The 23084-nt window shown below is 57.3% G+C and carries 22 protein-coding genes; 10 read left to right on the top strand and 12 right to left on the bottom strand.

Annotation, left to right across the window (positions count from 1 at the left end; all coding sequences use genetic code 11):
- Nucleotides 1-59 precede the first annotated feature (59 nt).
- Both HMPREF1121_RS06835 and HMPREF1121_RS06830 read right to left on the bottom strand, forming a co-directional pair.
- The gene (locus HMPREF1121_RS06835; RefSeq protein WP_044115515.1) at nt 60-1418 is read right to left on the bottom strand and encodes an alanine/glycine:cation symporter family protein; all 1359 of its coding nucleotides are present in this window, start codon (nt 1416-1418) and stop codon (nt 60-62) included.
- A gap of 446 nt (nt 1419-1864) precedes the next feature.
- Entirely contained in the window at nt 1865-2509 is a 645-nt protein-coding gene (locus tag HMPREF1121_RS06830; RefSeq protein WP_044115514.1) for an NAD(P)H-binding protein, read from the bottom strand.
- Nucleotides 2510-2671: 162 nt separating this feature from the next.
- Between HMPREF1121_RS06830 and HMPREF1121_RS06825 the strand changes: the two genes are divergently transcribed.
- The 10 genes from HMPREF1121_RS06825 (at nt 2672) to HMPREF1121_RS06780 (ending at nt 11105) form a co-directional block, all read left to right on the top strand.
- Nucleotides 2672-3121, top strand: coding sequence for a hypothetical protein (locus tag HMPREF1121_RS06825; protein WP_044115513.1), 450 nt, complete (start codon nt 2672-2674; stop codon nt 3119-3121).
- Nucleotides 3122-3297: 176 nt separating this feature from the next.
- A complete protein-coding gene (locus HMPREF1121_RS06820; RefSeq protein ID WP_044115512.1) occupies nt 3298-3750 on the top strand; it encodes a hypothetical protein in 453 nt (150 codons plus the stop codon).
- An 808-nt stretch (nt 3751-4558) separates the two neighbouring features.
- Entirely contained in the window at nt 4559-5002 is a 444-nt protein-coding gene (locus HMPREF1121_RS06815; protein WP_044115511.1) for a hypothetical protein, read from the top strand.
- 175 nt (nt 5003-5177) lie between these two features.
- Complete coding sequence (locus HMPREF1121_RS06810; RefSeq protein ID WP_044115510.1) at nt 5178-5627, top strand: hypothetical protein; 450 nt, start codon at nt 5178-5180, stop codon at nt 5625-5627.
- A 167-nt stretch (nt 5628-5794) separates the two neighbouring features.
- The gene (locus HMPREF1121_RS06805) at nt 5795-6259 is read left to right on the top strand and encodes a hypothetical protein (protein ID WP_156946063.1); all 465 of its coding nucleotides are present in this window, start codon (nt 5795-5797) and stop codon (nt 6257-6259) included.
- 453 nt (nt 6260-6712) lie between these two features.
- Nucleotides 6713-7138 (top strand): deoxycytidylate deaminase, encoded by a 426-nt coding sequence (locus tag HMPREF1121_RS06800; RefSeq protein ID WP_009433799.1) that lies wholly within the window; start codon nt 6713-6715, stop codon nt 7136-7138.
- 45 nt (nt 7139-7183) lie between these two features.
- Nucleotides 7184-8833, top strand: a complete 1650-nt coding sequence (locus tag HMPREF1121_RS06795; protein ID WP_052353637.1) for a S41 family peptidase — start codon at nt 7184-7186, stop codon at nt 8831-8833.
- A 3-nt stretch (nt 8834-8836) separates the two neighbouring features.
- Nucleotides 8837-9397: a 5-formyltetrahydrofolate cyclo-ligase gene (locus HMPREF1121_RS06790; RefSeq protein WP_044115507.1), complete on the top strand. Its 561-nt coding sequence runs from the start codon at nt 8837-8839 to the stop codon at nt 9395-9397.
- Nucleotides 9398-9410: 13 nt separating this feature from the next.
- Nucleotides 9411-10310, top strand: coding sequence for a dihydropteroate synthase (gene folP, locus HMPREF1121_RS06785; protein WP_044115506.1), 900 nt, complete (start codon nt 9411-9413; stop codon nt 10308-10310).
- 21 nt (nt 10311-10331) lie between these two features.
- A complete protein-coding gene (locus tag HMPREF1121_RS06780; protein ID WP_009433756.1) occupies nt 10332-11105 on the top strand; it encodes a diadenylate cyclase in 774 nt (257 codons plus the stop codon).
- Between the two features lie 146 nt (nt 11106-11251).
- Here the strand turns inward: HMPREF1121_RS06780 and HMPREF1121_RS06775 are convergent, their stop codons facing one another.
- The 10 genes from HMPREF1121_RS06775 to HMPREF1121_RS06730 are packed head-to-tail and all read right to left on the bottom strand — an operon-like array spanning nt 11252 to nt 22818.
- Entirely contained in the window at nt 11252-12553 is a 1302-nt protein-coding gene (locus HMPREF1121_RS06775; RefSeq protein ID WP_044115505.1) for a M64 family metallopeptidase, read from the bottom strand.
- A 21-nt stretch (nt 12554-12574) separates the two neighbouring features.
- Nucleotides 12575-13522: a ketopantoate reductase family protein gene (locus HMPREF1121_RS06770; protein ID WP_044115504.1), complete on the bottom strand. Its 948-nt coding sequence runs from the start codon at nt 13520-13522 to the stop codon at nt 12575-12577.
- Nucleotides 13523-13536: 14 nt separating this feature from the next.
- A complete protein-coding gene (locus HMPREF1121_RS06765) occupies nt 13537-14511 on the bottom strand; it encodes a glycosyltransferase family 2 protein (protein WP_044115503.1) in 975 nt (324 codons plus the stop codon).
- Between the two features lie 6 nt (nt 14512-14517).
- Nucleotides 14518-15495, bottom strand: coding sequence for a glycosyltransferase family 2 protein (locus HMPREF1121_RS06760; RefSeq protein WP_044115502.1), 978 nt, complete (start codon nt 15493-15495; stop codon nt 14518-14520).
- The gene (locus HMPREF1121_RS06755; RefSeq protein ID WP_044115501.1) at nt 15496-16569 is read right to left on the bottom strand and encodes a glycosyltransferase family 4 protein; all 1074 of its coding nucleotides are present in this window, start codon (nt 16567-16569) and stop codon (nt 15496-15498) included.
- A 12-nt stretch (nt 16570-16581) separates the two neighbouring features.
- On the bottom strand, nt 16582-17772 hold the full coding sequence (locus HMPREF1121_RS06750; RefSeq protein WP_044115500.1) for a glycosyltransferase: 1191 nt from the start codon (nt 17770-17772) through the stop codon (nt 16582-16584).
- Nucleotides 17772-18695, bottom strand: coding sequence for a riboflavin biosynthesis protein RibF (ribF, locus tag HMPREF1121_RS06745; RefSeq protein ID WP_044115498.1), 924 nt, complete (start codon nt 18693-18695; stop codon nt 17772-17774). Before ribF ends, HMPREF1121_RS06750 begins: the two co-directional genes overlap by 1 nt.
- The gene (locus HMPREF1121_RS06740; RefSeq protein ID WP_044115497.1) at nt 18680-20098 is read right to left on the bottom strand and encodes a murein hydrolase activator EnvC family protein; all 1419 of its coding nucleotides are present in this window, start codon (nt 20096-20098) and stop codon (nt 18680-18682) included. The genes ribF and HMPREF1121_RS06740 overlap by 16 nt, the downstream gene beginning before the upstream one ends.
- Complete coding sequence (locus HMPREF1121_RS06735) at nt 20095-20994, bottom strand: lipoprotein insertase outer membrane protein LolB1 (RefSeq protein WP_044115496.1); 900 nt, start codon at nt 20992-20994, stop codon at nt 20095-20097. The genes HMPREF1121_RS06740 and HMPREF1121_RS06735 overlap by 4 nt, the downstream gene beginning before the upstream one ends.
- Before the next feature lie 6 nt (nt 20995-21000).
- Nucleotides 21001-22818: a tetratricopeptide repeat protein gene (locus tag HMPREF1121_RS06730; RefSeq protein WP_044115495.1), complete on the bottom strand. Its 1818-nt coding sequence runs from the start codon at nt 22816-22818 to the stop codon at nt 21001-21003.
- Nucleotides 22819-23084 lie beyond the last annotated feature (266 nt).

Genomic DNA, 23084 nt, shown 5'->3' with positions numbered 1-23084 from the left:
TCGATGGAGCTGTGGGGGCGAAGTGATTTAAGCCCACGGGGAAGGAGGGAGGAGGCTGCTTAGATATTCTCCGTCTTACGACGAGCGAGGAAGCGCTTGTAGAGCTTCTTGACCTGTGGCGCGAGGATGACGATGGCGATGACGTTCGGGATGACCATCAGCCCATTGAAGGTATCAGCCAGCTCCCAGATGAGGTTCGCATGGAAGATCGTCGCCGAGAAGACGCAGGCGATGACGATGACGCGGAAGCCGTAGACCGCCTTGGACTTGAAGAGGTAGCGTATATTCATCTCCCCGAAGACATACCAGCCGATGATGGTAGTGAAGGCAAAGACGAGGAGGCTGATCGCAAGGAAGATGACACCGGCCTGCCCGAAGGTCTCCTCGAAGGCACGCTGTGTGATCTGTACCGAGATCAGCCCAGGCTCAGCATAAGCCCCCGTCAAGAGGATGATGAGTGCCGTAGCGGTGCAGATGAGGAGGTCAACAAAGACCCCCGACATCGCTACGAAGCCCTGGATGGATGGATCCTTGACATGAGCCAGTGCATGGGCGTGTGGGGTCGAGCCCATACCTGCTTCGTTGGAGAAGAGCCCGCGGGAGACCCCATAGCGGATGGCGTACTTCATCACGCTACCCGCAGCACCACCAGCGGCCGCCTTCGTGGAGAAGGCATCACCAAAGATGGACTCGAAGACGGGGAGGATCTGCTCGGAGTACATGAAGAGGATGATGATCGCCCCGACGATATAGGCCAGTGCCATGAAGGGCACCACCAGCTCGGCGATGGTCGTGACGCGCTTCTGCCCGCCGACGATGACGACAGCGACAAGCACTGCGATGAGGATACCGCTGACCCAACCCTTCATACCGAAGGCGTTGGCCAGACCGATGGAGATGGAGTTCGCCTGCACCATACAGCCGATGAAGCCGAGGGCGACGATGACCATGACGGAGAAGATGATGGCGAGCACTGGGCTCTTCAGACCGCGACTGATGTAGTAGGCAGGTCCCCCGACGACTTGGCCGTCGCGTATCTCGCGATACTTCTGGGAGAGGACGGCTTCGGAGAAGATCGTGCTCATCCCAAGTACTGCGGAGATCCACATCCAGAAGACGGCACCCGTACCTCCCATAGCGATGGCGGTAGCTACGCCTGCGATATTACCCGTACCGACCTGGGCGGCGACGGCGGTGGCGAGCGCTTGGAAGGAGTTCGTCTGGTCACAGGCATCTTCCGTCTTCTCTTTCTTCTTGAAGATCGAGCCGAAGCTGTACTTCATTGCCAGGCCGAAGTGACGTAGCTGAGGGAAGCCGAGGTAGATGGTGTAGAAGATGCCGACGCCGAGGAGGACGTACATGAGGAAGTTGTTCCATAGGATTTCATTGAATCCCTTTACGATCTGAAGTAGGTCCATCGTAATAGTTCGTTTAGTGTGAGTGTAGTAGTAGGGGACACCGCTCATCAAGTAGCGGACGGGCCTTTCAGACGCATAGGTAGAGGTGGGGACCCGCTGGGCGTGTCCTGTAGAGCGTGAGGGGAAGGGTGGGCGGAGAAGAGGAGCTTGTCCATCCTATGCGTCTGAGTGGGTGTGTGGTGCTCCTCGCTAAGAGCCCCCTCAAGAGGGCTACTTACGGAGAGCATGTCTTGCTGTCTCTGTGACAAAAATAGTCAGACTTCCTTAAAACACAAGCAGGGTGATTTAATAATTTTATTAAAGAAATGCCATTACCCAGCGCCTTCCTAAGAATAAACACCAAAAGCGAGCAGGGCGAGGGAGTAGTCCCTCGCCCTGCTCGCTCTCCTAAGTGCGGTCACGATACTCGGCAGACAGCGCTCACCGAGCCGCCCGACACCCCGCTCTTAGAGGTCTAAGATCGCCCTTTCAGCAAGTACATATTCGCCCGCATCACGCAGCCGCGCCTCACCGCGGATCATCTGACGAGCGAGTGTCTCGACGGCTATCGGCGCTTGACGCTTCAGGAGGCCGATGCGATTCAGCGCACGAAGGATGGCCATGCTGATGCGCTCATTGCCTCGTGCCTTCACCCCGCGATCGATCATCCCAGGGCGGAAGAAGAGCGTCCGCTCAAAGCTGAGAGCACGCACGCCCTCCTCAGCTTCGCCCTTGAGGCGCATGTAGAAGAGGCTTGACTTAGCATTTGCCCCAGCTGCCGAAAGCAGGACGAAGGTCCCCACCCCACTACGGCGAGCCATCTCGGCGAACTGCAGTTGGTAGTCCACGTCCACACGATGCTGAGCCGCTTTGCTCCCTGCTGCCCGCAGCGTCGTACCCAGACAGGAGAAGGCGACATCTGCTGCGGGGCCCATCTGCCAGTCCTCAGCTCGCTCCATATCTACCACGTGGACGCGGAGCTTCGCGTGCTGCAGCTGGAGAGGCCGACGCACAAAGACATGCACCTCGCTGTATTCGTCACTCCCAAGGAGCTGCTCCACCAGAGCCGCCCCCGTAGCGCCTGTAGCGCCTAATACCCATGCTCTCTTCATCAGTCTACCTATATATAAAGGATGATGCTGTACTCCCTAAGCTCTCCGCCTCCTACCAAGGAGCGAAGATACCTCGCAGAGTACTACGACGTTATAAGTACAGAAGGGTCGCTTTTGTTTACCCAGGCGCGCTCTAAATCACACTTTAATACTACAGTAGATATGAAGCTAAAGCAAATCTTCGCGCTCCTCGGAGTCGCACTTCTTGGGCTCAGTGCTTGCTCCAAGGACACCCCCAAGACCAACCCTGCTTCAAGCGGTTCCTTAGCCGGCTCTCAGTGGGAGTACATCGAGCAGGAGCTGGAGGATGATGGCAAGACAGAGACCACCACGACAGTCCTTCGCTTCATTGACGGCACGAAGTTCGTCACGGAGTCCACCTCAGTAACCACACAGGGAGGTACCATCCTCAAGAGCGAGACAGACACCCCTAAGCAGGGTACCTACACCTACCAAGGCAAGGAGGTCACGCTCACCACAACCCGCCAGGACGATGGCAAGATCCGCACGAGCATCGTCCGCCTCGTCATGGACGAAACCAATCAGACACTCGCGGGCACGGTGACGGATGACGGCGTACGCAAGGGTATCATCTACACCCGCAAGAAGTAAGGCACTCGCCTGCACATACCCCATAAGACTCGCCCCGCTCTTCTCTCCATAGAAGAGCGGGGCGAGTCTATTTATAGCCCTCCACGCGAAGAGGAGAAGGGAGGTTGGCAACTCTGTATAAATCTCCTATCTTTGCAAAGATTCAATAAATCACTAACCCCATAACAAAAGAACGTATGAAGCTAAAGTACATCTTCATGTTCCTCGGAGTCATGCTCCTTGGACTCTCCGCTTGTGACAAGAAGGATACTCCTGAGCCCAGCAACAAGAACCCATTCGCAGGCACGAAGTGGGAACGCGTCCTCAAGGCTACGACTGAGGAAGGCGGGAGTGAAATCATCTCGATCGAACTCCAGTTCATAGACGACAGCCACCTCGTAGTTCTTTCAGACTACAAGGACACAGCGAAAGATGGTAGTATCATAAAGCAAAATCCTACGGTTAAGGAAGAAATGACTTACACGTACGAAGGTCTTGTAGCTACAGTGATTACCCATGAAATAGAAAATGATAAGCAGGTAACACACAAGGGCACCCTCACAATGGATGCTGCGAAGCAAAAGATCACAGCGACGTCAACAAAGATGGAAGAGGGCGACGAGCCTGAAATCTACACCCGCAAGAAGTAAGGCACTCACCTACCTGACACTCCATACAGTCCGCCCAGCCCATCCCGAGAGATGAGGCTGGGCGGACTGCTTTTAGGAGAGGAGCAGGAGTAGGCACACAAGACTAAGCTTAGGCATTATAGCCAAGCGACTTACTCGCGACACGACACACTTATAGTGCGAGAGTGTGGGGACACCTCCCGCAGGGGAGTGATGCGAACCTATATAGGTCAGTGGGCTGACCTATATTGGTCGCGATGTCGACCTATATTGGTCCGTGACGCGAGCTATATAGGTTCACCCAGCGACCAATATAGGTCGAAGTAGCGAGCACTAAAGCTTCATACCCTCCTCCTATGGGGAGCACCTTCACCAGCTGCAGGTAGAGGCCTATCCCTCAAGCCTATGACTCGCGCGATGAGATACAGCACAGAGAAACATTCCGCCCGTGGAAATGGAGGAAGCTACGGAAGGCAAGGAGACACTATAGTCCTTTGACCGATAAGCCAATAGTCGTTTGCACCCAAACCAATAGTCATCCATGGGCAAACCAATAGTGGTTTCGTGTGCGAACTTATAGTGGTTTGACCCCCAAGCCAATAGTGATCCGTACCGAGACCAATAGTTGTTTGCAAATCGACTTCTACGGAGCACTATAAATAAGTGTAGCGACAAGGGAGGAGATACGACCTCTATGCACGCCTCGGACTTGGATGCTGAGAGATGAGGCTGAGAGAACGGCTTTCTTCCGAGACTATAGGCTTAGCATGCAGTATTTACCTACCTTTGCGAGTAGTATTCATTCCCTCTTTATAACCCCATAGAAATTATGAAGCTAAAGCAAATCTTCATGCTCCTCGGAGCAGTCCTCCTTGGGCTCACCGCCTGCTCCAAGGACACGCCTAACACCCCCGACCTAAGTAAGACCCTCGCTGGCACTGAGTGGGAGGCCACCGTTCGGGAGTCCGACGCAGGTAACAAATCGGTAGTCACTACGATAGTCCTCAAGTTCGTCGACGACACCAAGTTCACGTCCCAATCCACCCAACAGACGATAAAGAATGGTGCGGTAGTCGAAACTGAGGTAGACGATCCTGAGCAGGGCACTTACACCTATCAAGGTGGCGTCGCTACACTCCTCTTCAATACTCGAGATGATGAAGATAATGCTATCAAGCTGGCACTCCCTCTGACAATGGACTCCTCCAAGCAGCAGCTCACAGGTAAAGCCCCAGAGTCAGGTACGATATTGACCTTCGTCCGCAAGAAGTAAGGTCGCACCTGCACATACCTCATAAGACTCGCCCCGCTCTTCTATGGAGAGAAGAGCGGGGCGAGTCTATTTACAGCCCTCCACGCGAAGAGGAGAAGGGGGGCTTGCAACTCTGTATAAATCTCCTACCTTTGCAAAGATTCAATAAATCACTAACCCCATAACAAAAGATCGTATGAAGCTAAAGCACATCTTTATGCTCCTCGGAGCAGTCCTCCTTGGGCTCACCGCCTGCTCCAAGGACACGCCTAACACCCCCGACCTAAGTAAAACCCTCGCTGGCACTGAGTGGGAGTGCGTTATCCAAGGGACCGAGCAGGAGGATGGTGAAAAGGAAGTTGAAACGCTACTCCTCCACTTTATTGATAACACCAAGTTTACTGTCCTGGGAACTCACAAGACCCTCAAGAATGGTATTGTAGTCAATACAGAAGAACCAAGTGCATCCGAGGGCACCTACACCTATATCAATAAGGTGGCTACACTTACTACCCAAACCATACGTAATGGCAAGACCGAAACTGAGGTACTTACCCTAACAATGGATGCATCCAACATGAAATTCACTGGAACAGTGACTGATGAGGATGAATCCCATACATTGACCTTCGTCCGCAAGAAGTAAGGCACTCGCCTACCTGACACTCCATACAGTCCGCCCAGCCCCATCCCGAGTGATGAGGCTGGGCGGACTGCTTTTTGAGAGCGTGAGAGGTAGCGTGGCAGCCCTTTCCGACTATGCACTATTTCCCCTACCTTTGCGACAATTCAATTATCAATACCATTATAGATATGAAGTTCAAATACACCCTGATACTCCTCGGAGCTGTTCTCTTTACCCTCACCGCCTGCTCTTCGTCCAAGGAAGATGACCCTAAGGAGGATCCATTCGTTAAAACCATGTGGGAGTCCTCCAGCTATATTGGGAAATATCCAAATGGCGAACAATACCACTTCCAGACCTGGATATACTTCGAAGAGGATAAGCATATCGCATTCAGGATAGAGGAGGAATTAATACGGGAAGAGGGTGAGGGTAAAAGACACACGACTAAGGTCCTTTCTCTTCCCTACACCCGTAAGGGGATGGTGGCGACAGTTCGCGTGGCACGTGAGATAGCCCCGGGAGGAATAGGGCCCGAGCGCGAGCCATTTAAGCCTGACACATTCACCTATACCCTGGATGCATCCAAGCAGAGACTCACCTGCAAAAAGCACTCAACCGGAGAAATCACCATCTTCACCCCGAAGAAGTAAGGCACTCGCCTACCTGACACTCCATACAGTCCGCCCAGCCCCACCCCCAGTGATGAGGCTGGGCGGACTGCTTTTCGATGGGCTCGAAGCAGGCATAGTAGGGAGAAGCAAGCAACACATAGAGAGCTGAATTACAGGTGTTAATGGAGCATCCCGAAGTCATAGGAGGCAAGTAGCAGCGTCGCACGTAAAACGAACCAGTACTGGTCACGAAGCGAAGCAGTACTGGTCAGCTATAGTTACCACTACTGGTCGGAGTGCGAACCACTACTGGTCAACTCATCGACCAGTAGTGGTTACTTTTCCTCTCTCATAGCGATCCTAATCGCCCCTTCCCACAGGATCTCCCTTTATCCTCGGCAGATAGCCCCCCCGAAAAGCATACACATTCGGGCGCAAAGCCTTATCTTTGTATATCTATATCCTCGTGTCAAGACAATCCAAAGAGTTATGATGGATGACAAGCAACTCGCCCTCGACATGCGCTACCTCCGTATGGCGCGCATCTGGGCTGAGAACTCCTACTGCGAGCGCCGTAAGGTAGGCGCCCTCATCGTCAAGGACAAGCGTATCATCGCCGATGGCTACAACGGCACCCCCGTGGGCTTTGAGAACATCTGCGAAGACGAGAGCGGTCAGACGAAGCAGTATGTGCTCCATGCTGAGGCCAATGCGATCACGAAGCTCGCCAGCAGCACCAATGACAGCTCTGGTGCGACGGTCTACGTCACTGATGCCCCCTGCATCGAGTGCGCCAAGCTCATCATCCAGAGCCACATGCGCCGCGTCGTCTACAGCACCGAGTACCGTCTACGTGACGGCATCGAGCTCCTTCAGCGCGCTGGCATCCAGGTAGATTACCTTCCCCTCGAGGACTAACCGACTCTTTCTCCCGCCCCTTCATCATCCTCTATAGCAGACAGCATGCAATCAGCACCCAACGAGCAGCCCGGCTCACCTCGCCCCGAGCGTAAGGCCCACCTCCTGAGTGGAATCACCTACGGGCTTGTCACCGTCTTGGTCTTCCTCTTGGGCATATTCACCTCCAGCTACTTCGGCATCGGAGGCCGACGCGGAGCGGCTGGCAAGCTTGGCGAGATCTATTCGCTCATCCAGCAGTACTACGTCGACTCGACGGATATGGACAGCCTCACCGAGCAGTCCCTCCCGCTGATCCTCTCACAGCTCGACCCCCACTCCGTCTACCTCAGTGCTGAGGAGAATCAGGAGTCGACCGAGAGCCTCGAGGGCTCGTTCGCGGGTATCGGCGTGCAGTTCAATACCCTCCTCGACACCGTCGTCGTCGTGCGTGTCATCGAGGGTGGCCCCAGCGAGCGCGCAGGCCTGCAGCCCGGCGACCGCATCCTACGTGCTGACACGACGAACCTCGTCCGTGACTCCATCACCTCTGAGCAGATCATGAAGGCGCTGAAGGGTCCTGAGGACACCGTCGTCAAGCTCACCGTCCGCCGTGGTGGGAAGACCTTCACCACCTCGGTCGTCCGTGGCGCCGTCCCCGTTCCTACCATCGACGCGAGCTATATGATCCGCCCCCACGTGCTGTATGTACGCCTCAATAAGTGGGGCACACAGACCCCCTTAGAGTTCCAGCAGGCCTATGCCGAGCATGCCTCCGAAGGCGTCGAGCGCATCCTCATCGACCTCCGCGACAATGGCGGGGGCTATCTGCAGGCCGCTACGGCACTCGCTACGGAGTTCCTCTCCAAGGGCGACCTCCTCGTCTACAACAAGGGCGCACACTATCCCCGTGAGGACTTCAAGAGCCCTCGTGACGGCCGTCTGCGCCAGCTCCCCCTCATCGTGCTGGTGAACGAGAGCAGTGCCAGCGCCAGCGAGATCTTCGCCGGTGCTATGCAGGACCTCGACCGCGCGCTCATCGTCGGCCGTCGCACCTTCGGTAAGGGTCTCGTGCAGCTCCCCTTCGAGCTGAAGGACCACTCCGTCGTCCGCCTCACCGTAGCTCGCTACTACACCCCCTCGGGCCGTAGCATCCAGAAGAGCTATGCCAAGGGCTACGAAGCCTACGCTGAGGACATCGAGGAGCGCTACCTCCATGGCGAGTTCTACTCAGCCGATAGCATCAGCCGCCCCGACACCACACGCTACTACACGCGTCTGGGCCGTGTCGTCTACGGCGGTGGCGGTATCACCCCCGACATCTTCACCCCGCGCGACAGCGCAGGGATCAACCCCTACTACATCCGTCTCCTGCGCTCAGGGACCTTCCAGCGCTTCGCCTTCAACTACGCGGACCAGCATCGTGCGCAGTTCCAGTCCTTCCGCTCGGAGAAGGCTATCCAGGACTACCTACATTCGCAGGGCGAGGAGATCGTCTATGCCTATGCACGCTATGCCCAGCAGCAGGGCGTACCCCAGCGCCCTGGCTACCTGCAGGAGTCGATGCCCATCCTACGCCGTGACCTCATCGCCTTGATCTCTGACCTCTTGGGTGGGGACAAGAATGCCTTCTACCGCGCACGTAACGAGGAGGACCCCGAGGTCAAGGCCGCTCTCGACCGCCTCACCTCCGATGACTGGCGTCCGACGAAGTAGCCCATGGACAAGCCCACCCTCCGCCGTGAGCTCCGTGCCCTGAGCCGTGAGCGTCTCACCGATGAGCTCCGTCTCACGGGGAGTGCGTCCATCATCTCCCAGCTCCGTCAGCATCCCCTCTGGCAGCAGGCCCAGCATGTGGCCCTCTACGCTGCCCTACCCGACGAGCCGAACCTCCGCACCCTCATCGACGAGGTCGCCATGACGAAGCAGGTCTACCTCCCCCGCGTCCTTGACGGTGAGACAATGGATTTCTTCGCCTTCACTGGCTGGCAGGAGCTCGAGCAGTCGGGGAGCTTCGGCATCTACGAGCCCCGCCTTGAGGCTGATGGAGCCGTAGACCCAGCGACGCTGGACCTCCTCGTCATCCCCGCTCTGGCGTATGACCAGGCGGGCTACCGCCTCGGCCGTGGCAAGGGGTACTACGACCGCTACCTCAGCCGCACCCCACATGCCAACCGTATCGGCGTGACCTTCGCCCTCCGCCCCATCGCGTGCCTCCCCCATGACCCATGGGACCTCCCCGTGGAAGTCGTACTCACCCCGCAGCCTGCCCTCATCTAATTCCCTCCCCGCCATGTCCTTCACTCCAGCACAGACGACCCTCACCCTCTCGGGGAAGCTCCTTACCCTCGAGAGCCCCGTCGTCATGGGTATCGTCAATGTCACCCCCGACTCCTTCTTCGCTGGTAGTAGGATAGCAGGCGAGACGGCACTGCGCACCCGCTTCGACGAGCTGGTGAGCGAAGGAGCTGCCATCGCTGACCTCGGCGCCTACAGCTCCCGCCCAGGGGCTGATGAGGTGAGCGTCACGAAGGAGATGGAGCGCCTACGCCCCGCCCTGCGCATCCTGCGGGACGAATACCCCGACCTACCCGTCTCGGTAGATACCTTCCGCTCGGAGGTCGCCCGCATGGCCGTCGAGGAGTATGGAGCCGCTATCATCAACGATATCTCTGGCGGAGCACTTGACCCCGAGATGTACCGCACGGTAGCCGCCCTGCAGGTACCCTATATCCTCATGCATATGAAGGGCGACCCGCAGACCATGCAGTCGCTCACCGACTATAGTGACGTGACGCTCGAGGTCATCGACTACTTCGCCGAGCGCATCGGCAAGCTCCTCGAGCTGGGCCTGCATGACATCATCCTTGACCCTGGCTTCGGCTTCAGCAAGACCACGGAGCAGAACTATGAGCTCCTCATGCACCTCGACGACCTCACCCACACCTTCACACAGCCCGTCCTCGTCGGTGTCTCACGCAAGAGCATGATCTACCGCCCCCTCGGCTGCACGCCTGCCGAAGCCCTCGGTGGTACGACCTTCCTCCATGCCCTCGCCCTCGAGCGTGGCGCACAGATCCTCCGTGTGCACGATGTACGCGCTGCCGCTGAGGCCATCACGCTCTACGAGCAAGCCCGCCCCTACCTCCACAAAGAGGAGCACCTGCACTATAGCTTCACCCGCTCACACTAACCCACGACTTACCCTGCCCTTATGCTCGCTTGGCTCGACATCTCCATCAAGGACATTATCGACATACTGCTCCTCGCGGTCTTCCTTTACTACGCGTTCACCACGATGCGCTACTCGGGGAGCCGCTCACTCTTCATGGGGATCATCGCCTTCCTCGGGATCTGGCTCTTGATCTCGCAGGTTCTGCAGATGCGACTGATGGGTGCGCTGCTGGACAAGTTCATCAATATCGGCTTCATCATCCTGGTCATTATCTTCCAGGACGAGATCAAGAAGATCCTGGTCACCATCGGCTCCGCCCAGCGCTGGCGTAAGATCCGCCGCTTCTTCCGCGAAGGCTCGGCGAAGGAGCAGGAGGAAGAGGACTATATCGCACCCGTCGTGCTGGCGTGTATGAACATGGCTCGTAAGAAGACGGGCGCCCTGATCGCCATCCAAGGCACCTCAGACCTCACGCCCTACCAGCACGCTGGGGAGCGCTTCCTCGCCGCCGTCAATGCCCGCCTCATCGAGACGATCTTCTTCAAGAATAGCCCCCTGCACGACGGCGCTATGATCATCGCTGGCGGGAAGATCTGCGCTGCAGGCTGTATCCTCCCCGTAGCCAGCGACACCGACCTCAATAAGGACCTCGGCCTGCGCCACCGCTCTGCCCTCGGCCTCTCGCAGAAGACCGACGCGAAGATCATCATCATCAGCGAAGAGCGTGGGACGATCTCGCTCGCCTACCGCAGTGAGATCATCGTCGACATCACGCCCGACGAGCTCCGCGCCCTCCTCTCCTCCGAAGACTAAGCACACCGCTCCACGAGAGCACGACGCACGGGCTTATCCGCTTAAGCCCCTACGACACGATACACTTAGCCCCCACCACATCGAGCTGATCGCTCTTGTGGTGGGGGCTAACCGCTTCTATCAGGTAGGGCATGCGCCCTTCGCTATTACTTACGGCGAGGAGGGAGGTTGTAGTCGAGGATCTTATCCAGCCCAAGACGGCAAGCAGGGCAGAAGTCGGGGGTATCATTGGTACGCATACGGCAGTTGTAGCTCGCGCGGTACATACCCTTCGCCAGATAAGCGCCCCCTTCGTAGAGCCCGACGGGGTACTTCTTCTGGAGCTTCGTGGGCGTAGGCATGGGTGTACCCTTCTTGATCAGGTGCGACCACTTACCGGAGAAGTCCTTGAGGTTCGTGACGTTCTGCTCCCAAGGCTCGACCTCGGTAGCGTGTTCGCTCGCTGCCGCAGCGTCGCCTTCGTGGAAGTACTCGTCCGTAAGACCGCCGAAGCTATGGCCAAACTCATGCACCACCACGGGCAGGTACCACTTGTGATGCGTCGAGGAGATGAGGTATGAGTTGTACATACCGCCACCGCCGTAGACGTCGCTATTGGCGAGGATGATGAGGTGCTCGTAGGGGATGCCGATGAGGGCATCGTTGATCGCCTTCACACTGCGCGTCGTCAGATAGCGATCGGAGTAGAAGGTATCGAAGTGCGAGGAGAACGCCGTACGGGGCCAGCGCTTCTCACGAGGCACGGCGACGCCCGACTCTTCGGAGGGAGAGAAGACCACCACGACATTGAAGTGCTGGCGGTTACTCTTGAAGGGCTCGTAGTTGAAGAGCGCTTCGGTAGCGGCCTCGGCATCACGGAGGAAGATAGGCATCTCAGCCTCGGTATAGCCCTCAGCAAGGAACGCCAGGTCGATGCAGTCACGGCTGTCCCCCGAGTGAATGAGGTACTTGTGCTTCTGAGGCTGCTTCGTCGTCTGGTCACGGATGAGGATATCCTTAGGATCGACACGCTGCGTCTGATCGACGATGGTGCGCTGCTCGGCATTGCACAGGCGGAGCGTCACCTTCACAGGAGCCTTGGGGAAGGGGATGCGCAGCACTTCCTCATAGGAGCGGCGCTCGGTCTTGGCCAGCGGTGTCTGACGCCACTCGAGGTAGAGCGGGTTGAAGGAGAAGGCATAGATCAGCTTGCCCGTCGCTTCGTCATGCACGTAGAGCTGGGCATTCCCTCTGAGGACGAGGCTATCGAGGTAGTGACGACGGCCAGCCCAGCCCTTGAGTAGATGGGCTTCATCGGGCGTGATCTCAGTCGTCGACTCGCCCCCGGTGAGGATGTAGTCCAGACGGAGCGTGCTGTCTCGGAAGAAGGTCTCAAACGGCTGCTGCGCCGAGGCGCGGCCACTCCCCACGAAGAGGAGCAGAAGGAGAAGGGATAGGTAGGTTCGCATAGTTATAGTGGATGTAAGGGTTTAATCGTGCTGCGGGGGATAGGGCTCCGTGGCGAGTGCCTTGTACATACGCTCATAGAGTGGTAGCTCCAGCCCGATGCGGCGTGCCTCACGGACGACGTAGCCCGTGAGATTCTCCAGCTCAGTGGAGCTCCCCGCTATGAAGTCCACGTGCATCGAGCTTGTGCTGGAGGGGATCATGAAGGTCTGACGCTCGACGGTGCGCTCCACAGCTCCCTCGCCTAAGTCGTGGCCGAGGGCGGAGAAGAGCGTGCAGAGCTCCTCGATGAGCCCACGCATCTCCACGGGGTGCGACGCGAGGGCTTCGCCCACCGTCATATTGTAGTAGGAGGTACCCGTCGCGGTAGCCGAGATCATGAGGAACTTCTTACGGATGCTCTCCTCGATATCGTCGGGATTGACCACGTGCACGCCGACGGACTCCAGGAGGGTGAAGAGCTCACGCTCCTCGGCGCTACGCTCAGCACCACGTGACCCGAAGAGGAAGATCTCTCGATCAGCCTCCAAGAGGATCTCCCCCGCCGTAGGCTTGCGCCCCGAGATATAGACGCAGCCGTCCCAGACACGGGCTTCGGGGAGAAGCGCCTGGATCTGATCAGTGATATCCGCACCATTGAGGAGGGGTAAGATGATGGTCCGAGGCGTGATGATCGGGCGGAGCTGCTGGATATTCGCCTCGAGGTCGTAGCTCTTCGTCGCGAGGATGAGGAGGTCGGTCAGTGGCAGATCGTGGGGATCTTCGGCTAAGTAATCGGGGCGCACGGTGAAGTCCCGCTCGGGAGTGTGGACATGCAGTCCGCGCTCCTCGATAGCAGCGCGGTGTGCGCCACGGGCGACGAAGCTGATCTTACGGCCGAGGCCCTCACGTCGGGCAGCCTCTACGAGCATCGCTCCGTAGTAGCCCCCGACACCGCCGAGCCCGGATATGGTGATATTCTTGAGTAGCATAAGAAGACTATATACTAAGACTTATTTTTCAGCTTATTAAAGGCTCGTCGCCCCATAACAAATGCCCTGGGAGCGATGAGGAATAGGCGAAACTTTATCCGTTTCGACCGCGAGCGGAAGAGATTACGGAAGGGGCGACATCGGAGCTTGTTGGCAATCTGCAGATAATCAGTCACCTCTTCCTTATATCGATCGGAGGCACGACATAGCAGACGGAAGTGATACCAGAGGCTACGCACGGCCAAGGTATTAGCATACTCCATATAAGTAGTATCCCCCACATGCCTATCAATGGATTCTTCTATATCCGCAAAGAGATCTCGTAGATCTGGGATCTCAGTCGCAGTAATCGCCCCAGGACGCTGGATGCGATAGTTGTAGCCTGCGATAGGTAACGCATGGAAATCGCCTGTACTCTGATAGAATGCCTCAAGAGAGTAGACGTTATCTTCCCACTTCGACCCCTCACGGAAGGTAAGCCCCTCTATAGCTTGGCGGCGGTAGATACGACTCCACACAGTCGCTTCGATAGCAAGTTTATTCGCAGTAAGGTAGCTATCTAAAGCCTCTTCTCGTGACAAAGTCATCTCGGGCATAAGGCAAGGCGAGGAGCAAGTATCCTGCACTTTGTTGTGCCCATAGCCAAGAATAGAGACTTCTGGATGCTGCTGCAGATAACTCACAGCCGACTGATAGATCCCAGGCTCCAGCCAATCATCGCTATCAACGAAGGTCACCAATGGGCAATCATCCGTATAGGGAAGAGCGAAGTTGCGTGCAGAGCTTAGCCCCCCATTCGCCTTATGGAGAACAAGCACACGAGAGTCATGTGCAGCATACTCATCACAAATAGCTCCGCAACCATCGGGCGAGCCATCATCGATGAGGATGACCTTTAGCTCCCGATAGCTCTGAGAGAGGATTGAGTCGATGCATTGGTGGAGGTAAGCTTCGACCTTGTAAACAGGGACGATGACCGCAAGCTTCATATGGAGTTATTTACTGCTAAGCAGGGTGCGAACGAGAGTACGAATAGCAAAGGATGTACGGGGATAGGCTAAGAAAAGCTTCACCTTCCTCACCTTCGATGCTGAATGGAAGGCATTAAGATAAGGACGAGCTTTCAGCTCTTCTATGATCGGCAGATAGCGCTCCAGCTCCCTTACAGCGACAGAGTAGGTAAAAGACGATAGATATTTAATGTGATACCACAGACAGTTAGTCGCAAGGGTACTCGCTAAAGCTAAGAAATGAGCATCATCTGGATAGCGCTGTATTGCCGATTCGATATCCCAAAGAAGGGATCGCTTATCAGGCAGTAGCTCGGAGGTCATAGCCCCAGGGCGCTTACTCCGATAATTGACCCCGACAAGGGGCAAGATATGATATCCACCCGTACACCGATAGAGTGCCTCAAGCGCATATACAACATCCTCCCACTTACACCCCTCGGTAAAGGTCAGCCCATCAATCACCTCACGCCGATAGATACGACTCCAAACCATCGTATTGATGATATTGGAAGTCGTAGCTACATAGCGAAGCAGAGCTTCGTCACGTGTCAAATGCTCCTCTGCAGGGATTAAAGGGATGGTCTTCTCCTCTGTGACAAGGTTATAGCCATAGTTGATGATGCTGACCTCAGGGTGTGCGGTTAGGTAGCTTACCCCCTTCTGATAGATGTCAGGCTCCAACCAGTCATCGCTATCTAAGAAGGTGACCAGAGGGCAGTCGTCAATGTGCTGTAGAGCCAGGTTACGTGCCGAACTCTGCCCGCCATTCGGCTTATGTAGAGCGAGGACACGAGGGTCACGCGCTGCATACTCATCACAAATCGCTCCGCAGCTATCGGGCGAGCCATCATCAACAAGAATCACTTTCAGATCCTCGTAGCCCTGCGACAGGATCGACTCGATACACTGACGCAGGTAGGGCTCTACCTTGTAGACGGGGACGATGACGGCAAGTTTCATTTATCTGGAGAGTATTTCGTGGTAGAACTGTAGGTAGCCCTGCGCCATTCGTCGATAGTCAAACAGACGAGCACGAGCACGGAGAGCTTCAGCCTGAGAAGGTGACATATCATAAGCGCTCAAGCCATCTATAATGGTCTTTGCTATTGCTTCGGGGCCTACCTCATCGAAGTAATAAGCCACCTCTCCGCCGACCTCTGGGAGACTCGTAGCAGGACGCAGGAAGATAGGCTTCCCTAAAGCCATAGCCTCCACCACTGGCAATCCAAACCCCTCGGCAATGGAGGGCTGTAGCAATGCACGGCAGTGCTGTAGCAAGGATGCCTTCTCTACATCACTCACAGCACAAAGGAGATGCACACGATCCTCCAATCGATATTGCTGGATCATACGCTGGATCTTAGAGAGATATTCAGACTTAGCCTCCGAATAAATTAAGACCAGATGTAACTCTTCGGGAAGATGGCAAAGCGCAGGGACGAGCAGATGCTGCTGCTTCTTCTCATGCAAGACCCCCAACGCCAAGAGATAGGGAGCATTGGGGACTATAGGATCTCGAGCGATGCCTGATATCTGCCCTTCTTCAGGAAGGAAGATCCCATTATGCACTACTGCAATGGGGGTCTCCTCCGATATCTGGAAGAGCTCGCGATGCTGCTCCAAATCATGCCGCACAAATTCGGAGATACAGACGATCCCATGGGCACGATTCAGATTACTTGCCACCAGCTTCAAGAGCTTCTTTCGCTTCGACTCGGGGAGAGGCTCGGTGAGGAAATTCAAGTCATGAAGGGTGACGATGCACTTTGCTCCCCATAGCTGCGGGAAGTAGTGCTGACGCTGGTGCGTGATATGGACTAAGTCATAGCCCTTTGCCTGCACACTGAGCAGGGAGTGCAGGGGCGAGAAAGGCTTCCTATTATCTATAGGATAAGAGGTCGGAGCATAGTAGTGAAGGTCCAGTGATGGATCCCGAGCCTCCTGTAGTCCCCGAGCAAGGGCATGCCCATAGTACCCTAATCCCGAGTAGGGATAGCGGGTACGCTCCAAATCTATGAGGATACGAGGCTTCATCAACGAGCGGTATTAGAGTTGGCTAAATATCTCTTCCCATCGCGAACGAATCCGCTCTGGGCTATAGTCGAGGCAATGTGTCTGAGCTGCTTGGGAGAGGCGACTTCTCAACTCCACATCCTGACAGAGCCGTCGAAGCTGAGCTGCATAGGCGTCCAAATCAAAGGGAGCAACAAGGCATCCATAGGTACTATCCTCCCCTATAAGCTCACGGATACCTGCCGAGCTATCGAAAGCTATGGGTACAACTCCCGACGCTTGTGCTTCGCTCAGGACAAGTCCCCACCCTTCATAGGTCGAGGTCATCATCAGAATAGCACCCGACGCATATACGGCTGTCGCATCAGCGATATAGCCCTTGAGCGTGATGCGAGGGAGCTGCTTCTGCTGAATCATGCGGCGCAAGAACTTCTCTTCAGAGCCTTTCCCGTAGATCTCTACCTCCCAGTCAGGCAGATCCTGACAGACCTTCTCCCAAATCTGGAGGACTCGATCTGGGCGCTTATCTGCATAGCTCAGACGTCCGACGAAGAGGATTTTCTTCGGTCGGTCCTTAGCTGGTATGGGCTGATGCTTGGGTAGGAAGGCCATATTCGGCATAACGGCAAAGCACGAAGCTTCATCGTCGTTAAGCCCCAAAGCCGATACAAACTCCTGCACATACTCAGGGGTGAGCGTAATAAAGCAGTCTACCTGCCGTACCAAATCTCGGTAGCGAGTACGGAGCTTCTCCTCAGATGTTAGTGCCAGACGCAGACGACGCAGCGTTAGGCTATAGAGATTCTTGTACCACGGATGGTGCGCCTTGTAGCTGGCGCGCTCACGTCTGTCTACGAGTTCCCACAGCGGAGAGCTATGGCACCAATAAATAATCTTGATCCCTGCAGCCCGAATTAGGGGCAAGTAATCATTGCGCAGAGCGATAGGGATGATCAGCACCTTCACCCCTCTCTCCTTGAAGGCACGCACCAGGTAGAGGGCACTTTCCTTTGTCCAGAGGCGCATCCCTTGAGGAAGAAGGGAGAGATCAATCAGCGGATCATCGGGCAGAGCCCATTCTGTAGCGATATGGGTCTCCGCAAAGAAGTGCGTGTGAATACCCAGGTCGGAGAAAAGGCAGGCGGTCTGACGCGACACCTCCTCCGCTCCACCAAGGGCAAAGCGGCGATGTACGATCGCGACGTGTAGTCCTTTTATCTCCATTAGTAGCGGGTATTCTCAGCGAAGTAGTGGCGGGTATCTTGCTCGTAGGTCTCAAGGGCGGAGCGAAGCTCTTCGGTCGAAGCAAAGCGGTGCTCGGGATGGAGCTGCTCGAAGATATGCACGATGACCTCCATACCATAGATCATCTCATCGAAGTCAAGGATATGTACCTCGATAGTGCGCTCCAGCTCACCGCCGAGGGTCGGGCGCTTGCCGATATAGAGCATCGCATGGTGCTGCTCCGAGCAGCCCGTGGGGCGAAGGAGCTCCAGGTCACAAGCATAGACACCATCGGGAGGGAGGAGCTGGTCTGCATCCTCACGCTGGACGTTCGCCGTGGGATAGCCGAGGCGACGGCCAAGCTTCTGCCCCGCAACGACCGTGCCATAGATGGCATGCGGACGGCCGAGAGCACGGTATGCCTCACGCATCTCGCCACTACGTATCAGCGACTTGATGGCGGTGGAGCTGACGATCTCCCCGCTGAGGGAGAGGCTATCGGCTTGGATGACCTCCATACCATACAGGGCGCCGAGCGCCTTGTAATCCTCATAGGCAAGCTTAGCCCCCGCACCGAAGCGGTTGTCATAGCCGAGGAAGAGATCCGTCACATGCAGCTGCTCATGCAGAACTTCGCGGATGAAGGTCTCAGCGGAGTGGGTTGCCAGCTCGGCGGAGAAGACCATCGGCACGACCTCGAAGCCCTCAAGCTCCCCCAGTCGCTCGAGGTGGCGGTGGGGCGGATCGATGTGCTGACTCCCGTGTGGGCGCAGGACATCGGCAGGGTAAGGGACGAAGGTCAAGATGACGAGACGCGTCCTTTCGTAGCGGGCAGCATAGTCGCGCATCTGCGAGAAGAGCGCCTGATGCCCGAGGTGCACGCCGTCAAAAGCCCCGATAGTAGCGATTACCTTTTGATCCATGCGAGGGGATTGAGCTTGGTACGCTCGTGCCAAAGCTGGAAGTGCAGGAGGCGACCCGAGGAGCCATCAGGCGAAGCACCGACAGAGCCGATACCCTGGCCTGTGGAGACGCGAGAGCCCGTAGAGACGGCGACGCTACTGAGATTGGCGTAGACGGTGAGGTAGTTCCCGTGGCGGAGGATGACGGCAGTGCCGTAGCCTGGGATGACGAAGACACGGCTGACGACGCCCGAGAAGACAGCGTAGGCACGGCTATCTCCATTGACCCCGAAGTCTACCCCACTGCTATTGACCTGCACGCGGTTGTGCTCGCTATGCTGATGCACGCCGAAGGTACGGAGGATCGAGTACGAGCCACGGATAGGGGCAGGGAGACGGCCCTTGTTCTGCGCGAAGGACGAGGCGAGCGCACGCTCATTGGCATCCATCGCGTAGCCCCCTGGGGTCGCTGCACGACGCTCTTCGGGCTCATCATCAGCAGGAGGTGGCGGGGGAGGCGGGGGTGTCGTCCCCTTACCACGGCCACTGCGTCCCGTAGAGGGTGGTGGTGTAGGCTGGGTGCGCTGGGCTTGACGACGACGGCGAGCCTCTTCACGACGACGCTGGAGCTCGGCGGCACGACGCTGGGCAGCGAGGATCTCGGCCTCTACCTGTGCCTGGATCTTGCGGTCAAGATCCTCAGCTTTCTGCTTCTGCTTCGAGAGGTCTTGCGCTAAGACCTGCTGCTTGCCCTGCAGGTCCTTGACCTGAGCGGCACGCTGCTGCTCCTCGGCTTCGAGCTTCTTCTTCTCGGCCTCACGGAGAGAAAGGAGCTGTTCCTTCTCCGAATGGGTACGCCCGACCTCGGCCTTGGTGGCCTCAATCTCGGCACGTGTAGTGCGCAGAGCGACGGAGGCCTCACGTACGGCCTTGGAGTAGCGGGAGAGGAAGCGCTGACGCTCACGAGCCTCGGCAGGGTTCTGCGACGAGAGGACGAAGAGCACAGGGTCGATATGCGTGTCGATGCGCTGGAGCTGCACGAGGGCTGCACGATAGCGCAGGAGGAGGGCACCCTCACGGCGGTGCAGACGGCCGATGTGCCCTGAGAGGGTATCGATACGGGCCTGCAGACCGCTAACCTCATTGCCAAGGACAGCGACGACCTGACGGCGCTGCTCTACCTGCTCCTTGACGGTGCGCAGGGTCTGCTCCTCGTTGCGCGTATCACGGCGCAGCTGCTGGAGCTTCTTGTCCGAGGCTTCGATGGAGCGAAGGAGCTGCTTACGCTCCTGCTCGAGGCGCTGGAGGGTCTTGGACTTACGCCCCTGTGCCGCAGCCTCAGGGGTGAGGGCAAGGAGACTGCTCGCGAGGAGCAGGGCGAGGGTGAGGCAGTGCCTCAGCTGATGGCGGGCGTAGGCGATCATAGTGAGGGCAGGAGCTTGATGAGCTCAGTGAGACTGATACGCTTGTAGCCCTCCTTGATGCGGGGCGTCAGGTCAGGCGCTTCGCCAGTGTAGGGACGGAGCTTACTCCAGTCGATGGTGAGTGCAGGGCGCGTAGTGCGACCGAGGAAGAGGAAGGTGCGCTCAGCGAAGTGGCGGGCAACAGAGGCCTCCGTCTGATCATAGTTCAGCGAGAAGACAGGAGCACCCTGACGGGAGGACTGGCTGACGACGAAGCTCGTAGGCTGGTGCTGGGCGTTGAGGAGCCAACGCAGATGATAGGCGCCAGCGGCCTCGCCACGGGCGATGCTGAGGCTGGCTTCGGCATCGGTCCCCCCATCTTCGGTGACGCCGTAGCTGAAGGCTCCGCCCTTGGCCCCACGGGCTTCGGCGGGGAAGAAGGGCTTACCTAAGAGGAGGCGCTCCACATCATTATAACTGATGGGGAAGCCCACCAGCGAAGAGAGCTCGGCATAGCTCACCTCGGCATAGCGACCGTGGATCTTGTCGATGGCGGTCACGCCCTGAGGGGTGAACCATACGCGCGCTGCCTCGATGAGAGGGAAGGGCACGACGGACCAGTAGATACCTTGGCCACGCACGATGGTGGCATTGACCTTTGATGAATAGGTCTCCTTACCGATGAGGATCTCTGCCTGCAGGTTACCCTTGAGCATCGGGCCATAGGCGGGGTCTGACTGGAAGGCTGCGAGGCGGGGATTCACGCCCGACTCTTGGCGGGTCTCGGTACGCGTCGTCTCATCATCGGGATGGCTGACATCACGCAGGAGGCCACAGCTGGAGAGCAGGCCTGTACATAGGGCTGCCACGAGGAGGCCACGGAGGCGCTGGTGGCGGGGATATGCGGTGCTATTCATCGTTCGTTACTTCTTCTGTGCTTGCTTAGCTTCGTTGATCTTCTTCTCTATGCGGATGCGCTCAGCCTTATCGGCTTTCTCATCCTTATTCTCACGCTCAGCGAGACTCTTGAGGGCCTGCTGCCAGGCTTCGATAGCCTCGGTGTACTCGCCCAGCCCGCGGTAGATATCGCCCATGTGGTCGTACATATCGGGCGAAGTCTTCTCAGGGCCAGCCTGCGAGAGGGCTTTACGTTGGTAGAGCTTGGCCAGCGTATAGTTCTTACGCAGGAGGAGGATATAGGCGTAGGTGTCGAGGATGTGGGCGGCATCGGGCGAGAGGCGCACGGCCTGCAAGGCGTAGCGCTCCGCCTCATCGAGGTTGCGCCCCGCCTTCGCCAGACGGTAGGCGTAGTTGTTCAGCACATCGGGCTCCTTGGGGTTGGCCTCGATAGCGCGGAGGTAAAGGCTGTCAGCCAGCGGGGCCTTCTCGGGGCCACCACGCTCAGCATAGACGTCGGCGAGGAAACCGAAGAGGCGGGCAGCACCTTCGCCCGTCTTGGGGTCGATGGCGGTAGCACCCTCTTCGAGGATCTTCATCGCGCCGTCAGCATCATCGTGCTGGAAGCGCTCCCCCGAGAGCACGATATAGTTGCGCCAGTCGGTGGGGACGTAGCGCTTGGCATCACGGGCGACGACGACGGTGAGGCTGTCGGACTGGAGGCCGATAGCCGCGTCGAGGAGTTCGCTCCATATCCACTCCTCGCTGGGGTGGATCTTGCTCTTGGGAGCGAGGAGGTCATAAGCCTCCTGATAGCGCTCTTCGTAGCGAAGGAGCTGGGCATAGGTCCTCAGCACCTGCAGGTCATCGGGGTACTCGGCGACGAGCTCTGCGATATGGGGCGTGTACTTGCCTGCGGTGTAGCCCTCACTGCCCTGCGACTCCTTGGTCAGCAGGAGCCAGAGCGTGAGCTTCTCGTCGGCACCGATCTTCTTATCCGGGGTGAGACGGACCAGCTCGGCCTCTGCGGCGGGATAGTCCTTCTGCAGGATGTACTTATGGACACGCAGGGCGGTGGCATCCCCCGAGGAGATACGGCCAGCACGCACGTCAGAGGCGAGTTGCTTCTCCGCCTCCTTCGCCCCTCCCGTCTGGAAGAGATGGAGGATCCAGTCGTAGTACGGACGGCGGTCTTCCGGATAGAGAGCTGCCCAAGCACGGTATTCACGACCCACCGCTACCGAGTCCTTGGAGAGGGCAAGGAGCTGGATCTTCATCTTCGTCAGCTGCCCATAGGCCTCGGGCATAGGCTGGAAGCGCTTCTGTAGCTCCGTGGCGAGCTGGATCCCCTTCTTCAGCTCTCCCGTACGGGCATAGAGCTGGATGAGACGATAGCGCACATCGTCATCTTCGGGATCGGCCTCGGAGAGGCGCTCATTGATGTGGAGGGCATCCTGCATGCGCCCGGCTTCAATATAGCCAGCCGAGAGGGCACGCGCGTAAGTGAGGTTCGTGGAGTCTGCCCCGTAAGCCTCCTCGAGGAGGGAGAGCGCACGATCACTCACACCCTGCTGGGCATAGTTACCCCCGAGCATGAAGGCAATAGCGGGATCAGTGGGGTCGAGGGCGCGCGCGTGACGCAGGAGGTCAAAGGCCTCCATCGTACGGCCAGAGGACTGTGCCAGCACCCCTTGGTAGAAGTATTCGCGGGCCTTCGTCTGGGCTGCAGAGTCAGGGGCGGGTTGCTTGGGGCGGGTCTGCCCAGCAAGCGGGAGGGTCAGCAGGCCTATCAAGAGGCCTATATAGCTTCGTCTTATATAATCTTTTCGCTTCGTCAATCTCATCGAATCTTGCTGCTTCTGCCGTATGAATAGAGCACGGCATACTATCTACCAAAGGTAACTATTTTCTCGCGATAGCTCGCCGAAGAGCCCGCTTGACATGGGGATTAACCCACCCATAAAGAACTAACAATCTGCTCGATATGCATCCCAAAAGCACACACCGATCCACCGACCTCTGCGAGGGAGAAAGAGCGACCTCGTGGAGGAGGCAAATCGAACCTATATTAGTCGGCGGGTGAACCTATATTGGTCCGTGAGTGAACCAG

Source organism: Porphyromonas sp. KLE 1280, assembly GCF_000700805.1.
Classification (GTDB): Bacteria; Bacteroidota; Bacteroidia; order Bacteroidales; family Porphyromonadaceae; genus Porphyromonas; species Porphyromonas pasteri.
This window is presented reverse-complemented; position numbering and strand designations above follow the sequence as displayed.